Here is a 22,047-nt window from a genome sequence, read left to right as displayed (position 1 = left end):
ATATATGTTGTTTTTAATAAAGCAATTCACGTTTTATGGTATCAAAACTTATCCCCATATATATTTAGAGAAATAGTAAGAAAATTAATTAGCCAAATTTTGATGTTTTTTTAATAGTTTTGTTGACAAAGGTGACAAAATGTGATAAATTTAAACCATACCACATATGTGAATTAAATTCACGTATATGAATAACAAAAGGAGGGAGTTTTATGATTGCAAAATTTATTAAGAGTAGTTCGTGAATTTCCTAATATTTGTTCTGCAATCTGAATAGACAAATATTTGATAAGATTAGCATTTAATTTGTCTCAGGGTAATATAGCATTGTTCATTTTTGTAAAATTGTAAGATTGTTAAAATGCATTAACATTTGTTATGTATACGTTTTAATTTAGTACTTTTATTATAAGTGATATGAAAACCTTTTGAGTAAGGCAATAATATAATATAATTTACATTACATGATCATTGGGCAATTCGGAGCATATCGCGAATGTAAAAAATAATGTTTTTGCATTAAGTTAGATTAAAAAAAGGGGGATTATTAAATGAGTGAAGAGATAAAAAAAGCAGTTCCTAACGGACGCTGGTTACATATACTTCCACCATTAGTCTTAGTGTATATAGTTGCTTTTATGGATCGTACAAATATCAGCTTTGCACTTGCAGGTGGTATGGACAAAGATTTAGGCATGACTGCTACAATAGCTGGTTTGGCATCAGGAATTTTCTTCTTCGGATATATGTTTTTACAGATACCTGGAGGAAGATTAGCAGAGCGTGCAAGTGCAAAAAAATTTATAGCATGTACTATAGTTGCTTGGGGAGGTCTTGCAGCATTATCAGGTATGGCTCAAAGTACATCCCAAATACTTATTATTCGATTTTTACTTGGAGTAGCAGAAGGTGGAGTTTGGCCAGCAATATTAACTATTATTAGTCACTGGTTTCCAGTACACGAACGAGGCAGAGCAAATGCAGTTTTTATGATGAATGCTCCAATAGCTTCAATAATAACAGGCCCTTTGTCAGGTTTTATTGTATCAGCATTTAGCTGGAGATATGTATTTATTATTGAAGGAGCAATTGCTATAGTACTATTATTTATATGGTTTCCACTTGTTGCTGACCACCCTAAAGATGCAAAATGGATAAGTAAAGAGGAGCAAGAGTATATCGAAACAGCTCTTCGTAAAGAGCAGATAGCATTAAGTGGTACTGTATCTGTAAGAAAGATACCACTTTTAGAAGTTATGTCCAGTAAATTGCTATGGATTTTATGTATCATATACGGATGTTATCAGGCAGGTATCTACGGATATTCTTTATGGCTTCCTAAAATTATACAAGGTGTAAGTAAGAGTGGTATGACTGGAATAGGGTTACTTTCCACAATACCTAATATAATTGCTATATTTGGATTGATTTACTTTTCAAGAAAGTCAGATAGTACAATGAACAGAAAAAAGTATACAGCATTACCTATGATAGGATTTGCAGTATGCTTGTTTATATCAATACAATTCAAGGCTTTTAATCCTTTAGCTTCATTTGCATTTATAGCATGCTGTGGATTCTTCCTATACTCAGCAAACAGTGTATTCTGGACTATACCAGCTCAGGTGTTTGAATCTGATATGGCTGCACAATCTCGTGGAATTATCAACATAATTGGAGGACTTGGTTCATTTGTGGGCCCTTATGCAGTAGGATTTCTTACAACAGCTATTAATACATCGGCAGGACTATATGCGTTAATAATATTATTAATTATAGCATTTGTTTTAACAATAGTATTGCCAATAGAAAAAGATAAAGGAAGCATAGAAGCTTAAAGTATAGTTTGTTAAAAATAAATATTATATATAATAAAAAAAGGAGTGATTTTATATGGAATTTGGTACAATGGGAAGAAAAATTAAAGAAATAAGAGCATATGTTGTAGAAGGTGGTGGAGCAGATTATCACGATCAAAAGCAAAGTCATTGGATAGTTAATCAAATAGCTACACCAATGAGTGTTTATCCAGAATATAAAATGACTAGAACAAGTTTTGGTATCAATGCACTTAAATCATTGGTAGTTGAAGTAGAAGCAGATAATGGTGTTGTAGGTTTTGCAGTATCAACTGGAGGATATCCTGCAGCTTGGATTGTTATGAATCACTTAGATAGATTTGTTGTAGGACAACCTGTTGAAAATATAGAGAAAATTTGGGATCAAATGTACAAATCAACTATGTATTATGGACGTAAAGGAGTTGTCATGAATGCTATTTCTGCAGTAGATTTAGCTCTTTGGGACTTGCTTGGACAATTAAGGCAGGAACCAGTATATGCTATGCTAGGAGGAAAAGTTAGAGATGAATTAAACTTTTATGCAACAGGACCTCGTCCAGATCTTGCAAAAGAAAAAGGATTTATAGGAGGGAAATTACCACTAATTTATGGACAAGCAGATGGTGAAGAAGGACTTAAGAAAAATATAGAACGTCTTGCTAAATATAGAGAAGAATGTGGTGATGAATTCTGGTTAATGTGGGATTGTTGGATGGCATTAGATCTTCCATATGCTAAGAAATTAATGCAAAAATCAGCAGAATACGATCTTAAATGGATAGAGGAATGTTTTAACCCTGATGACTACTGGGCTTATAGAGATTTAAAGAAATCAGCTCCTAATAATATGATGGTAACTGGAGGGGAACATGAAGCTACAAGGTATGGGTTCAGAATGTTAATGGAGATGTGTGATATTGATATAATTCAGCCAGATGTTACATGGTGTGGAGGTATGACTGAATTAAAGAAAATTGGTGATTTAGCTAAGGCCTATGGCAAAATGGTTATTCCTCATGGCTCAGGTCCTTATTCACACCACTTTGTAACTTCACAGACTAATTCACCATTTACTGAATATTTAATCATGAGTCCGGATGCTGATGCAGTTATACCACAATTTTACCCATTATTGTTAGATGAACAAGTTCCTACAAATGGTAAATTAGTAGTAAGAGATAAGCCAGGATTTGGTGTTACTCTTAACAGAGAACATGGTTTAATTGAAATTAAAAAGGGACAGAGAATATAGATATTAAAATAATAGTTGTTAGAAAATTACTCAGATTTTAGGAGCTATATTAATAATCGGGGAATGAATGGTTTTGAATTTGTTCCCTGATGTATTCTTCTCATTTTTAAATTCTATTGTAATCTATACATTAGTTAAATCTATTTTATTAATTTAATTGACAAGTATAGATGAAAAATAGTAAATTTAATATGTACATGAATTTAATATACATACATGAATAATTTGAGAGGATGATAGTTTATGGCTGTAAAATCTGCTGAAAGAGTGTTACGAATTTTTGAGCATTTATCCGCATATCCTGATGGACAAACAATTAATGAAATCAGTACACAACTAGGGTATGCAGCTAGTAGCACCCATGCTTTATTAAAAACTCTTTTAGAGAATGGTTATTTATATATTGATGAAATGAAAAGGTATATGCTTGGTCCCAAATTGATTCAGTTGGGAAAAAGTGCATCTTCACATATGAGCATTAATAAAATAGCGCAACCTTTATTAGAGGAAACAATGGAAGAGTTAGAAGAGACAATTTTTATGGCTGTTCTATTTAAAGAAGAGGTTACTTACGTTGCTAAAGCAAATAGTTATAAAACGGTAACAACAAATGCACAAATTGGAAGTAGAAAACCTATCTATTGTACAGGATTGGGTAAAGTTTTTTTAGCATTTATGGATACTGATGAAAGGTCGTTAATATTAAATAATCTTGATTTTAAAAAATTCACAAATAATACAGCAACATCTAAAGAAGCATTGTTAAAGCAATTAGTTTCTTTTAAAAGTCAAGGTTATGCTATTGATGATGAAGAAATTGAAGAAGGACTTTATTGTATTGCAGTGCCAGTTTTTGATGCATCAAAACGTGTTATAGCTGCATTGAGTGCTTCAGGTCCAAAACAGAGAATGTTATCTAAAAAGGAACATATTATAAAAAAAATGCTATCAGTATCACATTTATTATCTTACCAATTAGGTGATGTAAAATGAGATAGAAAGAAGGACTGAAATGGTTAATTTAAAAGGAGTTTACCCACCTATTATTTCTATTTTTGATAAAGATGGAAATTTTGATGTGGAAGCAAATAAAAAACAAGCTGACTATTTAATAAAAAGTGGAGTTGATGGAATTACTTATCTTGGTACATCTGGAGAATTTTCTTCTATGAATATCAAACAGAAGAAAGAAATTCTTGATGTAATGGTACCCTATGTACAAAGTAGAGCTAAGGTTATTGTAGGGGTTGGAGAATGTAATTTATTAGATACATTAGATATGATTAAATATGTTGAAAAATTAGAAGTTGACAGTGTTCTAGTAGTAAATCCATATTTTAATATATATACAGATGATATGATAATTGCTTATTATGATAAAATTGCAAAATCTACGGATCTACCAGTACTTATTTACAATATACCTGATTTAAGTGGATACAATTTTAGTGCAGATGTTGTAAAGGCTATTGTACAAAATAATAGCAATGTGACTGGAATTAAAGAATCATTAAATGATTTAGAGCATATTAAAACTATTGTTAAAATTAAAGATATAAATCCAGATTTTGTTGTATATGCTGCGTATGAAAATTTAGCATATGACGCATTAAATCTTGGAGCAGATGGATTTATCAATGCAACTGCAAATTTTGCTCCAGAATTCACAGTTAATACTTATCAGTCATTTATGAAAGGTGATATAAAAAAATGTAAGGAATATGCATCAAAGATGAATGATGCTATGAAAATCTATAGTTTTAGTAAACCTATCTATTTAGCTTGTAAACAAGCTGCTTATTCTAGAATTATTGGAGAAGATAAATTTGAAATTTTACCAGCTTTGTCATTAGATGAGAAAACTAAATTTAATATAAATCAGGTTATGAAAGAATTAGGGTTGTTGTAAGAACAATGATAACAATTGAATAGACAAATATTAAGTTAGTGTGAAATTAGATATAAAGAAATACTAATAAAAAGTAATGTAGAACTTTCTTATTATGAATATTAATTGGAGGAAAAAACTATGATAAATAGATTTGTTTTAAACGAAACATCATATCATGGAATAGGTGCTATTAATAGTATTGCTGATGAAGCAAAAATAAGAGGATTTAAAAAAGCATTTGTATGTTCAGATCCTGACTTAATTAAATTTAATGTAACTAAAAAAGTACTGGATGTATTAGATAAAAACGGATTAGTATATGAAGTATATTCTAAAATTAAGCCAAATCCAACTATTGAAAATGTTCAAACTGGCGTAAGGGCTTTTAAGGCATGTGGTGCTGATTATATTATTGCTATTGGTGGTGGTTCATCAATAGATACTGCAAAAGCGGTAGGCGTTATTGTAAAAAATCCTGATTTTGCTGATGTAAGAAGCTTGGAAGGTGCTGCTAAGACTAAGAATAAGAGTATTCCTATTATCGCAGTTCCAACTACAGCAGGTACTGCAGCAGAGACAACAATTAATTACGTTATTACTGATACAGAGAAAAACCGTAAAATGGTATGTGTAGATCCACATGATATACCAGTTGTTGCAATAATTGATCCTGATATGATGTCATCTATGCCAAAAGGTTTAACAGCAGCGACAGGTATGGATGCACTGACACATGCTATTGAGGGATTCATAACAGCAGGAGCATGGGAGCTATCTGATATGTTTCACTTGAAAGCAATTGAAATTATTTCACGTTCTTTAAGAGGTGCAGTTGATAATACACAAGAAGGTAGAGAAGGAATGGCACTTGGTCAGTATATAGCTGGTATGGGATTTTCTAATGTAGGACTGGGTATTGTGCATTCTATGGCACACCCACTTGGAGCGTTTTATGATACACCTCATGGCATTGCTAATGCAATTATCTTACCAACTGTTATGGAATATAATGCAGAAGCAACTGGCGATAAATACAAATATATAGCACAGGCTATGGGAGTTACAGGAACTGAGAATATGAGTGTAGAAGAATACAGAAAGGCTGCTGTAGATGCAGTTAAAAAACTAGCCGAGGATGTTGGAATTCCTACAAACTTAAAAAATATTGTAAAGAGAGAGGATATCCCTTTCTTAGCACAGTCTGCTTATGATGATGCGTGCAGACCTGGTAATCCAAAAGAAACAAGCGTTGAAGATTTAATAAGCTTGTATGAATCGCTTATTTAAGTTTATTATTAAAAAAATATAGCGTTGGTACTGTATAAATGCAAGTGTTAAACTATTATAAGGTTGGCATTTGCACTTATTTTACTATAAATGATAAAAAATTTATATTTACAATGTAATTCTATTTTGAATATGTATTGTATGAAATTGGTGTGATAAAATTGATTTAAATGATGAATTTATTATTTTATAATTTTATAATGTGTTCTCATATTAAGTTTTAATAGTTAGGAATGGGGAGGAATTTTATGTTTACTGATGCTAGAAGCAAAAAATAGGAATTAACATTGTATTAGCATACGCTGGGGCTCCTGTATGTGCAAATCGATTTTGCTGTACTATTATGGATATATATAGTTGTATGAGAATAGATGATAATCTAGGACAAAATATATCTTCTTTTTATGCAGAAATATTAAAAATCAAAAATATTGTTAAAGCTTCAAAAGAAGGGAAAAAAGTATTATTTTTATTAGATGAAATTTTTAAAGGAACTAATTCAAAAGACAGGCATACAGGAGCTATGATTTTAGTAAGACAATTAAGTAGAACTGGAAACTTGGGATTTATATCTACTCACGATTTAGAGTTAGGTGAAATGGCAAACCATAAAGACTCAAAGGTTAAAAATTATCACTTTTCTGAATATTATAGAGATAGTATGATTTATTTTGATTACAAATTGAAAGTTGGAATTTCAACTACAAGAAATGCCATGTATTTAATGAAATTAGCACTGAAATTCAAAGAAATTGATGATAAGTATGGATTTCAACCACAATTATGTGTATACAACTGTGCTGAGTATGGGAACTTATCAGAACAGATTAAAGTTAATCAACAGTTATCTGACCCATATGCAGGTTTTGTAAATTTAAATGGAACAAAGATAGGAGAGGGTATTCAAAGTTCAATTCCTAGCATAGAATTTCTTGCAAAAGAGTATGGAGATGCTAAAAGTGATATATTGTTTGATTATAAAAGTGTTATATGTAAATGGACTGATATGCATTTTGACAGAAACCCTAATCTGGATAAATCAATTTTATTTTTAGATTTGAATACAAGCGTTATGTGGAGATAGCAAATATAATTCCCAAGAATTGTATCTGCTATCTCCTTATTTAATGTAACACATAAAAAGTGTTAGCAAGTCTTCAAACTGTTCTTATATGGTTGCTAATTACTAGGAATGTTGTCGTTATTTATTTTACCAATCATCATCATTATTACTGCACCTAAAATTGATATTACAGCAGTATTTAAGAATCTATATGGTATGAAGTAGCATGATACAATTAATAGGAAAGTAATTATTATAGAAATGTATTTAAGCTTCCTTCTTCGTTCTTTACTTTTTATTCTTTTATTAAAGTTGTCTACTGGAGCAAAAATGCAAACAAATATAAATGAAATAATTAATAAGGGTATTAAGATAATACTATTAAATGAAATATACTTACCTATAATAATCATTCCTAAAAATATAATAAAGCTAATAAAGAAGCATCCCCAGTAAGTTTTTGCATGATATCCACCTGAAAATAATCTAATGGGACAGAAAAATATGAGAATAATTATGTAGTATTTTTGAAGTGAAAGCAGCCAGAATATAATAAAATATGGAATAATTTTTGTTATTTCATCAAAAATACAAAGTAAGCCATATTCCATCTTTTTTAGTTCCAAATCAGAAAATTGTGGGTTTGTTTCAGAAATTTTCTTTACTATAGATCCTATAAGTTCATCCATTTATTTATCCTTCTATCTTAAATTTTACTAAAAATTTAGTGTTTTCTGCAGTGCTTTCCACATATATATTTCCATTATTTTTTTCAACTAGCTGTTTGATAATGTATAGTCCAAAACCATGGTCACTTTTTTTGCTGGTTTTCGTAGAAAAGCCCTTATCAAAAATCTTTTTTCTCATGTCTTCTGGAATGACATCCCCATTATCAGCTACTTCAATATAAAAATATTCATGTTCTCTAAAGGTACTAACAGCTATCTCTTTATAATTGGTATATGATTTAGATTGGAATGCTTCAAAAGCGTTATCCACTAAATTACTTATAATGCTTATTAATTGATCCTGCCTGATTTTTATCAAATCAAAAGGTTCATCAATCATTACATCAAATTCTATATTATTTTTTATGGCATAGTTATTTTTGATGGACAACAATCCATCTATGTAATCATTTCCTGTATCCAAGTACTTAAAAGAAGATTGTATGGTATCTGAAATTTTCAGCACATAGTCGTTTATTTTTTCAACAGTATTAGGCTTGTTTAACAGGCATAATCCCTGTATAACATTTATGTGATTGGCAAAGTCATGCTTTTCTTGCCTTATTATACTAATTATTTCTTCCATTTGTTTAATATGATGTTGTTGAACTTTATAATTCATGCGTATATTTACAGCTAATTGTTTTTCTTTTAAACTTCTAAATTTTGATATTAAAAATATAAAATAAATAATAAAGATAATAAGATTATAGATTTGTATATTTTTTATACTGAAAATACCATAGTTTACACAAATTATAAATATAGTAAACACTCCTAATTCAAGTATTAAATTAGCAAAGATAGCTCCTTCTTCTTCAAATAATTTAAGTTTGGTAAAGTATGAACTAAACTTAAAAATTAATGCTACAATAATTATTTGTAATATTTTAGATATTATCATTAAAATATTAAAATACATAGAATTCAAAAAGATTTGATTTAAGTTTATATTAAATATAAGTATCTCGATAACTTGAATAACAGTTTCTGTAGTTAAAATTATTGTAAAAAATAAAGAGGTTATAACTGCAGAATGAAAAATTTTTATTTTTGTAATGCAGGCAAGTAATAAAATGTCAAATATAACAAGTAATAGTGTGTGGTAAACTAACGTGATATGGTATGTACTCCAATAAGTTACAAAGATATATAATATAAAAAATAACCCTGTTCTAATTTTATTATGTATTATAAACTTCTTTTTATCATACAGTGATTCAAAAATGACTAAAAAAAGTAATGCTTCTATAATATCTAATATTATTTCATGTAAGGCAACATACATATAATTTTCACTTCGCTTTCGCATTTTTTATAAATGTTGTAGATTAAAAATTAATGTTTTTGGATTTTTTATAAAATTTTTAATTACAACATTTATAAAAACTAAAGTATTAAGTAATTACTACTTTAAGAGATCATCAGGACACTTTGGTTGGTGAGCGCCTATTGCAGATGTTGGAACTATAACGATTGTTGCCAAAGACAAAGACAAGTCACCTACCACTTTCATACTTTTCTTCAATACATTTTCTTTTAAATTTTTCATTTTTTATATCCTCCTAACTAATAAGTATTTATTTATAAGTTCTACAAAATATTGAATTATCCTTCTATAATTTACAATTTTGCAAAAAAAAAAAATAAAACTTAAAAAAATTAAGTTTTATTTACCTAAAGTTTCGGGTGTTTTTCAAGAAAGCTTAATGAAGTAAGTTTATAATAAGAGACGATAAGCTTGTCCAGTTCTTGACTTACAGATAATATTTCTTCATCAGTAAATTCACCAGAATCTAACATAGTATATAGTTTATTTCTTACTTTTTCTAACGTTTCTTTCATTAACTTTACATCCTTACCAATTTTCAACAACTTAAATAGTATACTATAAAAATATAAATTGTACAAATCAAATTTGAAACTTTTTTGATTTTTAAAAATATATAAGGATAATGTAAACTTCAATTCGTAATTTGGGTGTAGCTATCCAACCCTGCTATACTAGAGCCAAGGTTGGATCAAGAAGCTTCCTTACTTCTGCGGAATAACTAGCATACAACTGAATAAATTCAATAAAGGGAAATACACCCAAATATTGACCAGAATATATTATAACGGACTTTTACTTTCTTTTATCTTTAAAGCTTTCAGATAACTTGCTTATAAGTCCAATGTTTTTCATTTTTAGAATTATTGTATCTATAAAATTACGAAAATATACCTGTGAAAGTATATGAAAAAATGTGGTACAATTTTTATATCAATTAAATCACAATCGTAAATTATTGAGGTAAAAATTAAAAGAAATGCTTTCATTCATGACATTTGCTGTCTTAAGAAAGGAATGGATATAAGTATGAAAACAGTGGTAATATATAAATCAAAAACAGGTTTTACAAAGAAATATGCAGAGTGGATTTCAAAAGAATTATCAGCAGATATTTTTGATGCAGTAAATGTTAATATTAATATGCTGGCTAAATATGATACCATAATTTATGGTGGTAGTTTGTATGCCGTAGGCATTATTGGCATAAATTTAATTACAAAAAACTTTAATAAATTAAGAAATAAAAAGATTGTAGTTTTTGCCACAGGGGCATCACCTTCAAGAGATGAAGTGATAACTGAAGTTAGAAATAAAAACTTTACTACAGATCAACAAAAGTCTATCAAATTTTTCTATTTAAGAGGTGGATTTAATTATAGTAAACTAAATATTTTTGATAAATTTCTTATGACACTATTGAAATGGAAAATAAAAAATAAAAAGCAGGAAAATTTATCGCCTGATGAAATAGGTATGCTTTCTATATATGATAAATCAGTAGATTATACAAATAAGAAAAATATAGAAGAAATAATAACTTATATTAATTCGTAAAGTTCTTTTCTTGTGATGCAATTAAGTGTTATCAAAATGCAGGATTTGTTAAAGAAAAAGTAAATAATTTACTGAAACGCCGTATTATTTAAAAAATTTTACGGTGCCCTAATATATGCCAAATATAATTGCTAGTAACAAAGTAAAATTAATAATAGTAATAATAATGCTAATATAGTTTACCTCCAAGACAACCACCATTTTTAAGATAATAATTATGGCATAATATTTTATCGTTGTGACGCAAGATAAGAAGATTCTGAACCTACTACTTAAATTTTTCTGGGTTCTCTACATACCATTCTGTATAGCCACAGATAGGACATACATATGGATATAACTCACTATATTCTTTAGCAAAAGGCTTTATTGGAACCTTATAAGCTGTTAAATTGAACATTGTACCTGTTTTTGCAACACATTTTGTTAATTTGCTATTACACTTTGGACATAAATGTTCCATAGAAATTCCTCCCTTCATTCACAATTAATTTATCGTATTTAATTTCTTTTTTAAGATAATCTCTAACTTTTATAATAAACAATATTTTACAAATGCGAACTAACTCACTCTACAATATTATCACTTAATCCCATACTTTAGAATGGTTTTTGCAGCTATGATTCTCTTATTGTTTATATGTTAACAATGTTGAAGTCTAAGATTTAAGCCACTTCTAAGCGCACAAGTATAGATAAACCAACAAAACCTATGTTAATACAATAATTGAATAGAAAGTTAAATTTGTATAAAATGTAAGGCAATTATGGATAATATAATCTTAACATAGGCAAGAATTTTAGCACTTTATATAAAAATTTTTATATAAATGTACTTTACCTACTTCTGTAACCTCTAACTCTCTACTTATTAGAGATTTTTTAATCCAACATAATTCAATCAATCCAGCAGCAATTATGTGTCCTAATTTACCAGCTATATGATATTCTTTTTCACTCCAATCATAACATTTAACACCATTTAAAGAATTTATATCTTTAAATTTACTTTTTATAATTCCTAGTTCAATAAATTTTTTATAACCTAATTCAGTAATATAGAATATATCATTTTCTAATTTAATATAGTTAGATTTTAAAAGAGATTCTTTAAGTTTTACTCCTAATTTTCCGGCAACATGATCATAACAAAGCCTTGCATATCTTAAAGCATGTGAATGTATAGATTGATTTAATGAATTTATTTTAGGTGATTTTGAAAGTTTCATAAGTAATTCAAGCAACTTTGCAATATCGTCATTAGCTAATTTAAAATATCTATATCTACCATATGCATATTTTTCAATTATTCCAGCACTAACCATTTTAGATAAATGAAAGGTTGCTGTTTGTGGTTTAATACCTGCTGTCTTAGCTAATTCTCCGGCTGTACGTTGTCCTCCAAGTAGGCTCATAAGCATTATACATCTAGAAGGCTCTGCTATTAATGATGCTATATCATTTACCATAGGATCTGGTTTCAAAACAATCTCCTCCCAATTTGTATATATTGAAAATGTCATTTCCATATTCATCGAAATAATCTTGTTTTATAATTATATCATAAGTTAACTTAAAATTTTATTTAGCGTGGAGGCTTTTTATGAAAAAATTTAAAAACATTAAACTATGCGTTTTTGATGCATATAGTACATTATTTGATATTAATTCAGTCACAAAAATAAATTGCGAAAAATTAGGGGATATAGCAGAACCTTTTTCAAAACTTTGGAGATCTAAACAATTAGAATATTCTTGGTTACGCAGTCTTATGAATAGATATGAAGATTTTTGGTATATAACTAAAGAATCTTTAGATTATGCTATGGATTATTTTAATGTTAAAGATAAAGTTTTAAAATTAAAACTTTTGAACACATATGAAAATATTAATTGCTACGAAGAAGTTCCTGAAGTTTTATCTGAATTAAAAGAAAGAAAAATATCCACTGCAATATTATCCAATGCTTCGCCCAATATGTTAGATAAGGCAGTTAAAAATTCTAAAATAGATCAATATATTGATAACTCATTTTCTGCGGACAGCCTTAAAATGTATAAACCATATTCTAGTGTTTATAATTTGGTTATTGAGAAATATAATCTCGCAAAGAATGAAATATTGTTTATTTCTTGTAACACTTGGGATATCGCTGGCGCAAAAAGCTTTGGATTTAATGCATCTTGGATAAATCGTTTTAATGGTAAGAAAGAAGTATTGCCTTTTGAACCCGATGTTGAGTTCAAATCTTTAATTGAACTGCCTAATGTACTATAAATGTTCAATTAAAATGTTCAATTATAATACTTTTAGTACAATAGGATAATTCTATAATTTGTAAATTTCTTAAAAGACGTATCAATCGTTGATGCGCCTTTTTGTTATATTAATTACCATAGTTTAGATAATTTGTTCGTGGACATGTTCACTGATATTACACAGCTTTTTTCATAAATAGCAATTTCATATTATAACATTTAATTTTCAGTACATGATACGAATGCTGTTTTTACCTCAACTTGTTTATGTTTTATTATTCTAATTTTATAATTAATTCTTCTTTTCTAGTCTTAACCATTGGTATAATCTTAGTAGAGCTATATTTGTAAGTGAGAATATGTATCACAAGTAAGATCCTGAATATTTTATCAAGAAAATTAAGTTAACCAGTGGTTAATTTTTGTGAATAAAAAATGAAAATGTTTCAATTTAATACAAACTTAAATAATGATGCAAGGATTAACACCTGCAAAGAAGCAGTGCTATTTTGTAGTGTATGGAAAACAGCTCCAGCTTATGAGAAGTTACATGGGAACTGCAGCAGTAACTAAAAGATTAAATGGTAGGATTTCTAATATACCATAGTGAATCAAAATGTGGTAAGAGCATTTTTGTCTGCCCTTGGACACAAAAATATTTAAAGTCAAAAGAAAATAAATAAGTGTAAAAATGTTGAGAATGTATTTAACAAACAAACTTATTTATGAGCATAAACATTTGATTCTACAATTTGATTAGAATATAATATTCTTAATTATGTGATGTAAAAGTAAATTTTTGTAAAGAAGGTTAATGAGATGAATAAAGACAAATGTATAAAGAAGCAAAATATTTTATATTTAAATATTTTTGTTGTTTCAATATTATGCTATTTTTATGCATTATCATTTACAACGTTGGAATTATGGAAACAAGTATTAATTATATTGGCAGCAACTCTTATTATTTTAGTTGTAGAATTTTCAATATTGTATGCATTCAAGAAGCATATTAAACATAAAAAGTTCAACTGAAAGTAAATTAAAAATAATAATATGTGTATTTAGTGTCCTGTTAAACTAGAGAAATGGTTTTAATTAGTTCTACTTTTTATGTTATTAAAGGCAGTTATAAATATTCATTCAGTAAAATATGAGCATAAAAAAAGCAACAATCACTTTATATAGCAGATTTAAAAAAAGAATTGGAAGAATAAATCAAGTTTGTGGAGGAAATAGGATATGGCTTCTAGTCAAGAGTATTTGGACTTTATTATTGGACAGTTAGATACACTGAACAATATTTCCTATAGAAAAATGATGGGAGAATATATATTATATTTTCAAGGAAAGATTTTTGGAGGAATATATGATGACCGTTTTTTGGTTAAGATAACCAAAGCTAGCAAACAGCTCATGTTAGGGGCAACAGAGGAATTGCCTTATGATGGTGCAAAACCAATGCTTTTAGTTGATGATGTTGATAATAAGAAGTTCTTATATCAACTGATTACTGAGCTTTATAAAGAACTTCCTGCTCCAAAAGTAAAAAGGAAAAAGTGATTTTTAAGTTTAAGGTAGTAGTATAACTAGTAATTTGAATTGGTGGTTATTTATATAAAGTCAAAAAAGACAAAGCAAAGAAAGTCGAGAAATTCTCTTTCAAGGTTTCTATAATAGAAATTGTCAGGAGGTGATACAGATGATAGAAAAAGTGGAAGCAGTTCAACGAATGCAAAATTATATTGAGGCTCATTTAACGGAACGCATTACGTTGGCAGATTTGTCTGAAGCTGCCTTTTTCTCTTCGTGGTATTCCGCCCGGTTATTCAAAGAACTGACTGGGTTGGCTCCGGCAGATTACATCTGGCGGCTCAAACTGTCCAAATTAGCACTCCGGCTGCGCGATGAGACCTGCAGGATTATCGATGTGGTCTATGATATGGGATTTGGAAGTGTGGACGGCTACCAACGAGCATTCTTTCGGGAATTCGGCTGTAACCCCAAAGAATATGCTCTAAATCCGATTCCTTTGTATTTGTTCACTCCATATGGCGTAAAATTTAGATAACTTTGGAAGGAGTCAAGTAACGTGGAAAATATAAAAAATGTCTTTATTCAGGTAATTGATAAACCCTCCCGCAAAGTTATTATCAAACGCGGTCAAAAGGCAATGGAATATTGGGCGTATTGTCAGGAGGTTGGTTGTGACGTATGGGGTATGATCACAAGTATGAAATCTTTGTGTGGAGAACCAGTGTGTCTCTGGCTACCTGAGCAGTATCGCAAACCCGGAACCTCGAAATATGTTCAGGGCGTTGAGGTAGATGCTGATTACAACGGTCTCGTTCCCGATGACTTTGATGTGATCGCATTGCCGAAGGTTAAATATCTGATGTTTCAGGGAGAACCCTTCACGGAAGAAAACTACTGTGAGGCAATTGAAGCAGTGCAAACCTCTATGAACCGCTATGATCCGACAGTCATTGGATATGCCTGGGATGATACAAATCCCCGCATACAGTTAGAACCCATTGGTACGAGGGGATATATCGAACTACGGGCAGTTAAGTAAGTACTTGATTATGAAATTATAAGCATAATGTAAAGCTGGTAAAATTCAATTTGTCGGATTAAATTTTGAAGTACTTTTGGTTAAATATGTTAAATATATAAAATAAAGTCAAAAAAATAGCTTCTGATTATTATCTAAAAAGTTATACAAACACTGTTAAAAATAATATTAACTGTAATTATAACAATGGTTTAGCTGAAGGAAGTGTAAATAAACTTAGGTTAGTTAAAGGAGTTATACATGGACGTAATAGCTTTTAAAAGATATTACGTCTTGAACTAATAAAAATCAACTAAAGTTGGAAAGAACATATTTGACACTTACTATTTAAGCACTAACTTTTAATAAGTGTTTTTTAAATGGAGTTGTCGCACTAAAAAATTAGTGCGGCAGTTTTTTATATAATAAAAAAATAAATCTCTCACTCGGAAGAGTGAAAGATTTATGGTAAAATTAACATAATGGAATTGATTCTGAATATATAGTATGGCTTACTATAGGTGCTAAGCCTACAGATACAGCAATGGTGATTCCATTTATAAAAAGCATGAAGAACTTCTTGTATTTTAAGTATTTTAAAATTACTAGTGAAAAAACAATTTATACATGTGAAGATTGCAGTAACTGTAAATATAAGAGTAAATGTATAAAAGGACATAACTGTAAAATTCCATTAGAAGAAAGAGTTAAAAATTTTGAAACTTCAAAGCTGTTGAACATGCTTCGCAAAGAGAATCTTGAAAGAATTGTAAGTGAAGAAAGCTGCGAATTAACAATGAATAGAAGTATCCAAGCCGAAGGCTCTTTTGCAGAGATAAAAAAGGATATGGGATTTCGTAGATATCTAAGTAAAGGTAAAAATAATATTTTGGCGAAAAATGTTTTGTTAGCGATGGCACATAATATAAATAAGCTCCATAATAAAATTCAGTCAGATAGAACAGGGACATATCTTTTTCAACTTAAAAAGAGTGCTTAATTTTAAAATTTTAAAGATTTCTGTGTTAGTGGTAAAAAGTCTTAATATCGAGGGCTTATTAAACTGCGTCATTTTTTAGTTATCAAGCTTATTTTGCTTTGTTTCATCCAATCCCAAATATCTAATTATTTTTGATTGGCTATCATTTAACGGATTCATCAATATCCTTCTTTTCATACCGTTTTCCTTGATAACAAATATTAAAACATTATGAAATATTGAAACTATAGACTTTAATGTAAGTTTTATCATTTTTATTTTTCCAGGACCAATTATGATTTCGCCTCTTCAAGTGCATCTTGTATTTTTACAGTATCCTTGTAAATATCAAATCTAAGAACATATTTATACTTCTGTTCATAATATTCTTGTATTAAATATAACGGTTTGTGGCTGTCACATAAATTTACTATCATCATTTCAGCTAAAGTTCCATATGAAATATCGGGCTTCCGTCCATTGGATTTTGAAAGAGATTTTTCAATTATTTCAGAGACTTTTAGTTTTTTACAGATACCAGCTGCAAAATTCATTTTTCCATGAAAATATGCTCTTACATTTTCAAGTATATTTTCCATTGTCTGAATTTCTCCTATGATACTTTATAATAAAATCATAGACAAAATACAACTAAAAATATACAGAAAATTAATTGGTTGGTTGGAAAATTTAGTTATGCAAAATATGAGTTATATGTATAAATCAATAAATTTAAATATACGGATGTTTTTGACAATTGAATAATATGGTGGATTATATTATTAATGTTGGCTAATTCAGAATAGTAAAATATTATATAAAAAAATAAAAATGTTTATAATGAATACATGGGTGGGTTTTATTACCTAGTTGGTAAAAAATATTGAAAAATTGTAATAATGATATAAAAACTTTTAATAAATATGAAAAAACATGAGAATATTTTTTATTATTAACGTTATATAGAGTGTAAGAGCTTTTACAAAATACCTGTTTATAGGGAGAGTTAATATGAAACTAAATGAAACAAACTATATTCAAAAACTAAAAAAAGGAGATGATAAGGCCTTAGATTATATCATAGACCAATATCTTCCATTGGTTAAAGGCACAGTACGCAAGATTTTGCTGCAATTCAACGATTCAGGATTTATAGAAGAATGCATTAATGACGTTTTTCTTTCTGTGTGGAACAATGCTGATAAATTTAAAGGAAAAACAGAAGATTTTAAGAAATGGATTTTTGCCATATCAAAGTTTAAAGCTATTGATTATTATAGGACAAAGATTAAGGGTGCAGAGGTTGTTTTAGACACTATTGAGATTTTAGGTGAGGCTTCTGCTGAAGATGAACTGGTTATTTTAGAAAATAAAAATGAAATAATGAGACTAATAGATGATTTGGAGCCAGTGGATAGAAAAATTTTTGTTCTAAAATTTATTTTAGGGTACAAGTCCACAGAGATAGCTGAAAAATTGAATATAACCAAAGCAGCTGTAGACAATCGAATATACAGAGAAAAACGAAAACTTAGAAAAAAATTGATAAAATCAAATTTGGAGGTAGTTTAGTATGAAGGACATTTACGAAATCCTAAATGATGTTGATATAGATGAAAAAGAATTTGAAGAGGCTTGTGTAAGTGAGGAATATAAAGCTAGAATTAAACTTAATTTAAGAAAGACTATAACTAAGAAAAAATTAAGTGGTAAAAAGAAGGCAGTAATTGTAGCTACTTTAACTTTCATTATTTGTTCTTCCATAATATCAGTTAATCCAGCATTAGCAAATGGAATACCAGTGATTGGGGATTTATTAAATAAGAACTTAATTAGTGTAAACAAACAGTACAAAGATTACATTGATGTTATTGGCAAAACAAAATCTGATCAAGGTATAGATGTAACTTTTGAAAGTGCAGTAGCAGATGATAATGAGCTTTTCTTAAACTTTATTGTGAAAAATAACAATAAGGAAATTAAAGATGACTATGTAGATGCTCTTATGATACCTACATCATTGAAGGTAAATGGCGAAAGATTAGATATAGGTAGTGGAGCTTCATGGGAGTTTATTGATAATAATACTGTTAAAGTACTTCAGAAAATTCACTGGTCTCAATATGAGAAAAAAGATAAGATGAATATAGATATGGATGTAAGTAAACTTTATGGCAAGAAAGGAAACTGGGGAGTCAGTTTCTTCATTGATAAAAGCAAGTTAGTAAAAAATACAGTTAAATGTAGCGTTAATAAACAAATTGGAATTAATGGTATAGAGGGAAAAGTAGATACTGTTATAGTCTCACCTTTAACAGTAGTCATAAAGGGTACAGGAGATATTAATAAATATGTTGAGAAAAAACAATATGTGGATTTTATAGCATTTAATGATAAAGGGTGTGGCTTGTTATGGAATGGAAGCGGAAATGACAATTCAGCAAATTTAAGTAGATGGTCAACAAGGTTTATTAATACAGGAAACTCAAATAGCATAACAGTCATACCAGTATATATCGCGACTAATCAAGAACAAAAAAAGCTTCCTTCTGTAAAATTAGATGTTAGTACAGCACCTAAACCACTAGTATTACCTATAAATGCGGATATAAGTCTTAAGATAAAGGATTACTTTATTGAAGGTGATTATTTAGTTATAAAGGAAGCTATGCAATACAATGGTAAAGAGAGTCTAAGAAATGTAATTAATACACCAACATATTTGGCTGTTGATGGTAACGAAATAAGGGAAGCTACTGATGATATTGCTAAGAGTCTATATAACAAATATAGGAATGATACTCAGCCAATATGTATATATAAAATTGGAAAATCTAGAGATATTAAGATAGGAACATATGACGGTTCCAATTTAACAATTATGAAGGATAAGAGTATTACAGTTAAAACAAAATAATAATTAGATGGTTTAAATAATAGTTAAAAGAATTAGCAATTTTTTAGAACACCACGTTATTCATTTGAATTTTGTGGTGTTTTTGCATCGCATTTCAAATATTCTGAGAATGAAATATTTGAGACACAACGTTTGATACTTTAAACACGAACGAAGGCTTTTGATAACTGAATAATACAGTGTTAAAGGTACCTATACTTTTTATATACCTGTGAAAATATATGAAAAAATGTGCTACAATTTTTATATCAATTAAATTACAATTGTAAAATATTTTTAACTAATTCATGTGTTGTTAAGAAAGAATGATAATTATATTTTAAGGGAGGGATTTATAGTGACTGAACAAGATATTTTAACTGTCGAGGATGTATTTTGTATGTTAGATTCAAAACTTGAAAAAATATATTGATGAACAATATTCTTATCTTGTGCCACAATGATAGATTATTACGAACATCATATATATAATGATGAACCAAAAAAATTATAGATATATTATCAATTTGTAAATAATCTCTAAACACTAATTCATCAGAGATATGTGGGTTTCCTTTTTGATAAAATAGACAGTCCTAATTATCAAATGGAAAACCCAAAATTGTATTATCATTTCTTGAGTATTCTCTTTAAACTTCCGATATCTAATAAATTCACTGTTTCAAATTTCCCTTTATAAAACACAGCATAGTTATTAAAAACAAAAGGCAATTCCTTTGCCTTTTGTAGTATATCCACTTGAATTGAAGATACAGGAACATTATTCATTTCACAATACTGTTTTATCTTCTCAATGTTTTTATAGATATAAGGGCATTGCATATCATAATAAATTGTTAAATCTCTACATTCAATTTCTTGCTTTTTAGAATTTTGTGTGAATTTTGGTGTTGTTCCATCAAAAGAAAGTGCAAGTAGTTCATATCCATTGTTGGTAGTATCAACAACCTCAAAACCAAACTTCTTTGCAAATGATTGATCAGAAAGCCAATGTTTTTGTTTCTTCGCTCCGAGCATACAAATGCCTGATTTACCCTTTTCTCTTGCATCTGCCAAGCAATACTCCATTAGTGATTTTCCATATCCTTTTCCTTTATAACTACCGGAAACCCATAAACAATATATATAGTAATAGTTATCACCGGTTATAGGAACCCAAGCTGTTTCAACAGGAGCATATTCAATAAAAACTGCTGCCTTTTCATTTAACTTTCTAAAAACATGACCTTCATTTAGTCTATCAGAAAGCCATTGTCTTTTTTTGTCAATACCTTGGTGGGGTTTTTTACTGTGTATAATACAGCATAAATGTTCATTAGCAAGATTTTCTGTTGTTAAGTTAACAAAATCAGTACACATATTTTAATTTTCCTCTCTTATAAATTCTGATTTATTTTCATTCAAATCATCTATACAAATTGCTATTTAGCATAATACTTAGTCTTAAATTGAAATTAATAATCAACTTAAAATTGGAAATTACCTATATTCTAAAATCTCATCAATCATTTCATATAGTTTTTTTGGATTTTCTATCATAATCATATGGCATGCATTATTAATAAACCTAAAATCTAATTTTGATAATGCTTCATTGGATAAATTTAAGTCAGTAATTTTATTTTTATATTCTGGCCTGTTTCTATCACCATAGATAGCATATACTTTTTGCGTAAGTTCTTTTAAATATTTTGTATAGTCAAATTCCTCTTGAATAGATTTAAATAAATTTGAAGTATAAAACTTTCTTTCTTTTTGAAACATTGTAAGAATATCATTACCATATTCGGTCATATGCTCAACAGTCATTAGATTTCGATAGAACTCATTTGCTGGTCTTAAATTTGTGTCTAAGTAAATTATCTTATTAAACTTCATTTTATATTTCGAAGCTAATTGTAAAGCAACTATTCCACCAAGACTATGTCCAATAACTGCATCATAAGGTTTACCATTATAAGTTTCATAAACCCATTTTGAAATAGTATCTATATCATTTGCTTTTTGTGTAATCTCATGTGGGTATTCTACATAAACCACTTCATAATTATCTAAATATGGGCGAAGATTATCCCATATTTTGCGTGTACAATTAACTCCGTAAAGCAATAATATTCGCATTTTAATACCTCTCAATTATCTATTTATTTGAGTTCAAACTAAACAATTAAGCTACTCTATAAATTACTATTTACTGAGTTGTTTTACATTTTTCATAAGCCGCATTGATTTATTATTTTGAACAGCGTTTATTTCAATCTCCCAAAATATCAAATTATAATAAAATTATAACACCAATCTAAAGTATTAATAAATAGGAGTGATAGTGTGTTTTATTTATCAAAAGGTCAAAAACAAATAGTGGATCTATTAAAGCAATTTGGACATC

23 protein-coding genes and 2 pseudogenes are annotated in these 22,047 nt (G+C 28.8%); 15 read left to right on the top strand and 10 right to left on the bottom strand.

What is annotated here, in order from left to right; all coding sequences use genetic code 11:
* Positions 1-551: 551 nt before the first annotated feature.
* The 6 genes and pseudogenes from DMR38_RS14105 to DMR38_RS14080 all read left to right on the top strand — a co-directional run.
* Positions 552-1,838 (top strand): MFS transporter, encoded by a 1,287-nt coding sequence (locus DMR38_RS14105; RefSeq protein ID WP_127721915.1) that lies wholly within the window; start codon positions 552-554, stop codon positions 1,836-1,838.
* Between the two features lie 55 nt (positions 1,839-1,893).
* Entirely contained in the window at positions 1,894-3,093 is a 1,200-nt protein-coding gene (rhmD, locus tag DMR38_RS14100; RefSeq protein WP_243124301.1) for an L-rhamnonate dehydratase, read from the top strand.
* A gap of 243 nt (positions 3,094-3,336) precedes the next feature.
* Positions 3,337-4,086 (top strand): IclR family transcriptional regulator, encoded by a 750-nt coding sequence (locus tag DMR38_RS14095; protein WP_127721914.1) that lies wholly within the window; start codon positions 3,337-3,339, stop codon positions 4,084-4,086.
* A gap of 19 nt (positions 4,087-4,105) precedes the next feature.
* Positions 4,106-5,002 (top strand): dihydrodipicolinate synthase family protein, encoded by an 897-nt coding sequence (locus tag DMR38_RS14090; RefSeq protein ID WP_127721913.1) that lies wholly within the window; start codon positions 4,106-4,108, stop codon positions 5,000-5,002.
* A 120-nt stretch (positions 5,003-5,122) separates the two neighbouring features.
* Positions 5,123-6,271 (top strand): lactaldehyde reductase, encoded by a 1,149-nt coding sequence (gene fucO / locus DMR38_RS14085; protein ID WP_127721912.1) that lies wholly within the window; start codon positions 5,123-5,125, stop codon positions 6,269-6,271.
* 274 nt (positions 6,272-6,545) lie between these two features.
* Positions 6,546-7,007, top strand: a pseudogene (locus tag DMR38_RS14080) (DNA mismatch repair protein); the annotation flags it as partial.
* A gap of 443 nt (positions 7,008-7,450) precedes the next feature.
* Here DMR38_RS14080 and DMR38_RS14075 read toward each other — a convergent pair.
* From DMR38_RS14075 to DMR38_RS14060, 4 genes are all read right to left on the bottom strand, one after another.
* Positions 7,451-8,023, bottom strand: coding sequence for an accessory gene regulator B family protein (locus DMR38_RS14075; RefSeq protein ID WP_127721911.1), 573 nt, complete (start codon positions 8,021-8,023; stop codon positions 7,451-7,453).
* Positions 8,024-8,027: 4 nt separating this feature from the next.
* The gene (locus tag DMR38_RS14070) at positions 8,028-9,350 is read right to left on the bottom strand and encodes an ATP-binding protein (protein ID WP_127721910.1); all 1,323 of its coding nucleotides are present in this window, start codon (positions 9,348-9,350) and stop codon (positions 8,028-8,030) included.
* A 120-nt stretch (positions 9,351-9,470) separates the two neighbouring features.
* Positions 9,471-9,614: a cyclic lactone autoinducer peptide gene (locus DMR38_RS14065; RefSeq protein WP_127721909.1), complete on the bottom strand. Its 144-nt coding sequence runs from the start codon at positions 9,612-9,614 to the stop codon at positions 9,471-9,473.
* A gap of 125 nt (positions 9,615-9,739) precedes the next feature.
* Positions 9,740-9,907 (bottom strand): aspartyl-phosphate phosphatase Spo0E family protein, encoded by a 168-nt coding sequence (locus DMR38_RS14060; RefSeq protein WP_127721908.1) that lies wholly within the window; start codon positions 9,905-9,907, stop codon positions 9,740-9,742.
* A 514-nt stretch (positions 9,908-10,421) separates the two neighbouring features.
* Between DMR38_RS14060 and DMR38_RS14055 the strand changes: the two genes are divergently transcribed.
* Positions 10,422-10,949: a flavodoxin domain-containing protein gene (locus DMR38_RS14055; protein ID WP_127721907.1), complete on the top strand. Its 528-nt coding sequence runs from the start codon at positions 10,422-10,424 to the stop codon at positions 10,947-10,949.
* 268 nt (positions 10,950-11,217) lie between these two features.
* Here the strand turns inward: DMR38_RS14055 and DMR38_RS14050 are convergent, their stop codons facing one another.
* Both DMR38_RS14050 and DMR38_RS14045 read right to left on the bottom strand, forming a co-directional pair.
* Positions 11,218-11,412 (bottom strand): hypothetical protein, encoded by a 195-nt coding sequence (locus DMR38_RS14050; protein WP_127721906.1) that lies wholly within the window; start codon positions 11,410-11,412, stop codon positions 11,218-11,220.
* A 337-nt stretch (positions 11,413-11,749) separates the two neighbouring features.
* Positions 11,750-12,433, bottom strand: a complete 684-nt coding sequence (locus tag DMR38_RS14045) for a helix-turn-helix domain-containing protein (RefSeq protein ID WP_127721905.1) — start codon at positions 12,431-12,433, stop codon at positions 11,750-11,752.
* Between the two features lie 119 nt (positions 12,434-12,552).
* Here DMR38_RS14045 and DMR38_RS14040 point away from each other — a divergent pair, with 119 nt between their 5' ends.
* The 6 genes and pseudogenes from DMR38_RS14040 (at position 12,553) to DMR38_RS14015 (ending at position 16,762) form a co-directional block, all read left to right on the top strand.
* Entirely contained in the window at positions 12,553-13,227 is a 675-nt protein-coding gene (locus tag DMR38_RS14040; RefSeq protein WP_127721904.1) for a haloacid dehalogenase type II, read from the top strand.
* 450 nt (positions 13,228-13,677) lie between these two features.
* Complete coding sequence (locus tag DMR38_RS14035) at positions 13,678-13,815, top strand: recombinase RecT (RefSeq protein ID WP_243124300.1); 138 nt, start codon at positions 13,678-13,680, stop codon at positions 13,813-13,815.
* A gap of 212 nt (positions 13,816-14,027) precedes the next feature.
* Entirely contained in the window at positions 14,028-14,243 is a 216-nt protein-coding gene (locus DMR38_RS14030) for a hypothetical protein (protein ID WP_127721903.1), read from the top strand.
* 207 nt (positions 14,244-14,450) lie between these two features.
* Complete coding sequence (locus DMR38_RS14025; protein WP_127721902.1) at positions 14,451-14,771, top strand: TfoX/Sxy family protein; 321 nt, start codon at positions 14,451-14,453, stop codon at positions 14,769-14,771.
* A 139-nt stretch (positions 14,772-14,910) separates the two neighbouring features.
* Positions 14,911-15,783, top strand: a pseudogene (locus tag DMR38_RS14020) (AraC family transcriptional regulator).
* 523 nt (positions 15,784-16,306) lie between these two features.
* The gene (locus DMR38_RS14015; RefSeq protein ID WP_243124299.1) at positions 16,307-16,762 is read left to right on the top strand and encodes a transposase; all 456 of its coding nucleotides are present in this window, start codon (positions 16,307-16,309) and stop codon (positions 16,760-16,762) included.
* Positions 16,763-16,837: 75 nt separating this feature from the next.
* Here DMR38_RS14015 and DMR38_RS21900 read toward each other — a convergent pair whose 3' ends face one another.
* Together DMR38_RS21900 and DMR38_RS14010 are read right to left on the bottom strand one after the other, a co-directional pair.
* Entirely contained in the window at positions 16,838-17,014 is a 177-nt protein-coding gene (locus DMR38_RS21900; protein WP_175413017.1) for a hypothetical protein, read from the bottom strand.
* Between the two features lie 20 nt (positions 17,015-17,034).
* Positions 17,035-17,340 carry a DUF4277 domain-containing protein gene (locus tag DMR38_RS14010; protein WP_127721901.1) on the bottom strand — a complete coding sequence of 102 codons (306 nt, stop codon included), beginning with the start codon at positions 17,338-17,340 and terminating at the stop codon, positions 17,035-17,037.
* A gap of 412 nt (positions 17,341-17,752) precedes the next feature.
* Here DMR38_RS14010 and DMR38_RS14005 point away from each other — a divergent pair, with 412 nt between their 5' ends.
* Positions 17,753-18,313 carry a sigma-70 family RNA polymerase sigma factor gene (locus tag DMR38_RS14005; protein WP_127721900.1) on the top strand — a complete coding sequence of 187 codons (561 nt, stop codon included), beginning with the start codon at positions 17,753-17,755 and terminating at the stop codon, positions 18,311-18,313.
* Between the two features lies 1 nt (position 18,314).
* Positions 18,315-19,658: a DUF4179 domain-containing protein gene (locus DMR38_RS14000; RefSeq protein ID WP_127721899.1), complete on the top strand. Its 1,344-nt coding sequence runs from the start codon at positions 18,315-18,317 to the stop codon at positions 19,656-19,658.
* 609 nt (positions 19,659-20,267) lie between these two features.
* On the opposite strand, the gene DMR38_RS13995 is transcribed toward DMR38_RS14000, so the two are convergent.
* Both DMR38_RS13995 and DMR38_RS13990 read right to left on the bottom strand, forming a co-directional pair.
* Positions 20,268-21,017 (bottom strand): GNAT family N-acetyltransferase, encoded by a 750-nt coding sequence (locus DMR38_RS13995; protein WP_127721898.1) that lies wholly within the window; start codon positions 21,015-21,017, stop codon positions 20,268-20,270.
* Between the two features lie 120 nt (positions 21,018-21,137).
* Positions 21,138-21,779 carry an alpha/beta hydrolase gene (locus DMR38_RS13990; RefSeq protein ID WP_127721897.1) on the bottom strand — a complete coding sequence of 214 codons (642 nt, stop codon included), beginning with the start codon at positions 21,777-21,779 and terminating at the stop codon, positions 21,138-21,140.
* Positions 21,780-22,047: the final 268 nt, after the last annotated feature.

The sequence above is a fragment of the Clostridium sp. AWRP genome, assembly GCF_004006395.2.
Lineage (GTDB): Bacteria > Bacillota > Clostridia > Clostridiales > Clostridiaceae > Clostridium_B.
The sequence above is the reverse complement of the archived record's forward strand: the minus strand, read 5'-3'. Positions and strand labels throughout refer to the sequence as shown.

Bases quoted from the DNA above. Each gene is read 5' to 3' on its own strand.
- DMR38_RS14105 (WP_127721915.1), top strand. From the start codon at position 552: ATGAGTGAAGAGATAAAAAAAGCAGTTCCTAACGGACGCTGGTTACAT.
- rhmD (WP_243124301.1), top strand. From the start codon at position 1,894: ATGGAATTTGGTACAATGGGAAGAAAAATTAAAGAAATAAGAGCATAT.
- DMR38_RS14095 (WP_127721914.1), top strand. From the start codon at position 3,337: ATGGCTGTAAAATCTGCTGAAAGAGTGTTACGAATTTTTGAGCATTTA.
- DMR38_RS14090 (WP_127721913.1), top strand. From the start codon at position 4,106: ATGGTTAATTTAAAAGGAGTTTACCCACCTATTATTTCTATTTTTGAT.
- fucO (WP_127721912.1), top strand. From the start codon at position 5,123: ATGATAAATAGATTTGTTTTAAACGAAACATCATATCATGGAATAGGT.
- DMR38_RS14075 (WP_127721911.1), bottom strand. From the start codon at position 8,023: ATGGATGAACTTATAGGATCTATAGTAAAGAAAATTTCTGAAACAAAC.
- DMR38_RS14070 (WP_127721910.1), bottom strand. From the start codon at position 9,350: ATGTATGTTGCCTTACATGAAATAATATTAGATATTATAGAAGCATTA.
- DMR38_RS14065 (WP_127721909.1), bottom strand. From the start codon at position 9,614: ATGAAAAATTTAAAAGAAAATGTATTGAAGAAAAGTATGAAAGTGGTA.
- DMR38_RS14060 (WP_127721908.1), bottom strand. From the start codon at position 9,907: ATGAAAGAAACGTTAGAAAAAGTAAGAAATAAACTATATACTATGTTA.
- DMR38_RS14055 (WP_127721907.1), top strand. From the start codon at position 10,422: ATGAAAACAGTGGTAATATATAAATCAAAAACAGGTTTTACAAAGAAA.
- DMR38_RS14050 (WP_127721906.1), bottom strand. From the start codon at position 11,412: ATGGAACATTTATGTCCAAAGTGTAATAGCAAATTAACAAAATGTGTT.
- DMR38_RS14040 (WP_127721904.1), top strand. From the start codon at position 12,553: ATGAAAAAATTTAAAAACATTAAACTATGCGTTTTTGATGCATATAGT.
- DMR38_RS14035 (WP_243124300.1), top strand. From the start codon at position 13,678: ATGATGCAAGGATTAACACCTGCAAAGAAGCAGTGCTATTTTGTAGTG.
- DMR38_RS14030 (WP_127721903.1), top strand. From the start codon at position 14,028: ATGAATAAAGACAAATGTATAAAGAAGCAAAATATTTTATATTTAAAT.
- DMR38_RS14025 (WP_127721902.1), top strand. From the start codon at position 14,451: ATGGCTTCTAGTCAAGAGTATTTGGACTTTATTATTGGACAGTTAGAT.
- DMR38_RS14015 (WP_243124299.1), top strand. From the start codon at position 16,307: ATGGTGATTCCATTTATAAAAAGCATGAAGAACTTCTTGTATTTTAAG.
- DMR38_RS21900 (WP_175413017.1), bottom strand. From the start codon at position 17,014: ATGATAAAACTTACATTAAAGTCTATAGTTTCAATATTTCATAATGTT.
- DMR38_RS14010 (WP_127721901.1), bottom strand. From the start codon at position 17,340: ATGGAAAATATACTTGAAAATGTAAGAGCATATTTTCATGGAAAAATG.
- DMR38_RS14005 (WP_127721900.1), top strand. From the start codon at position 17,753: ATGAAACTAAATGAAACAAACTATATTCAAAAACTAAAAAAAGGAGAT.
- DMR38_RS14000 (WP_127721899.1), top strand. From the start codon at position 18,315: ATGAAGGACATTTACGAAATCCTAAATGATGTTGATATAGATGAAAAA.
- DMR38_RS13995 (WP_127721898.1), bottom strand. From the start codon at position 21,017: ATGTGTACTGATTTTGTTAACTTAACAACAGAAAATCTTGCTAATGAA.
- DMR38_RS13990 (WP_127721897.1), bottom strand. From the start codon at position 21,779: ATGCGAATATTATTGCTTTACGGAGTTAATTGTACACGCAAAATATGG.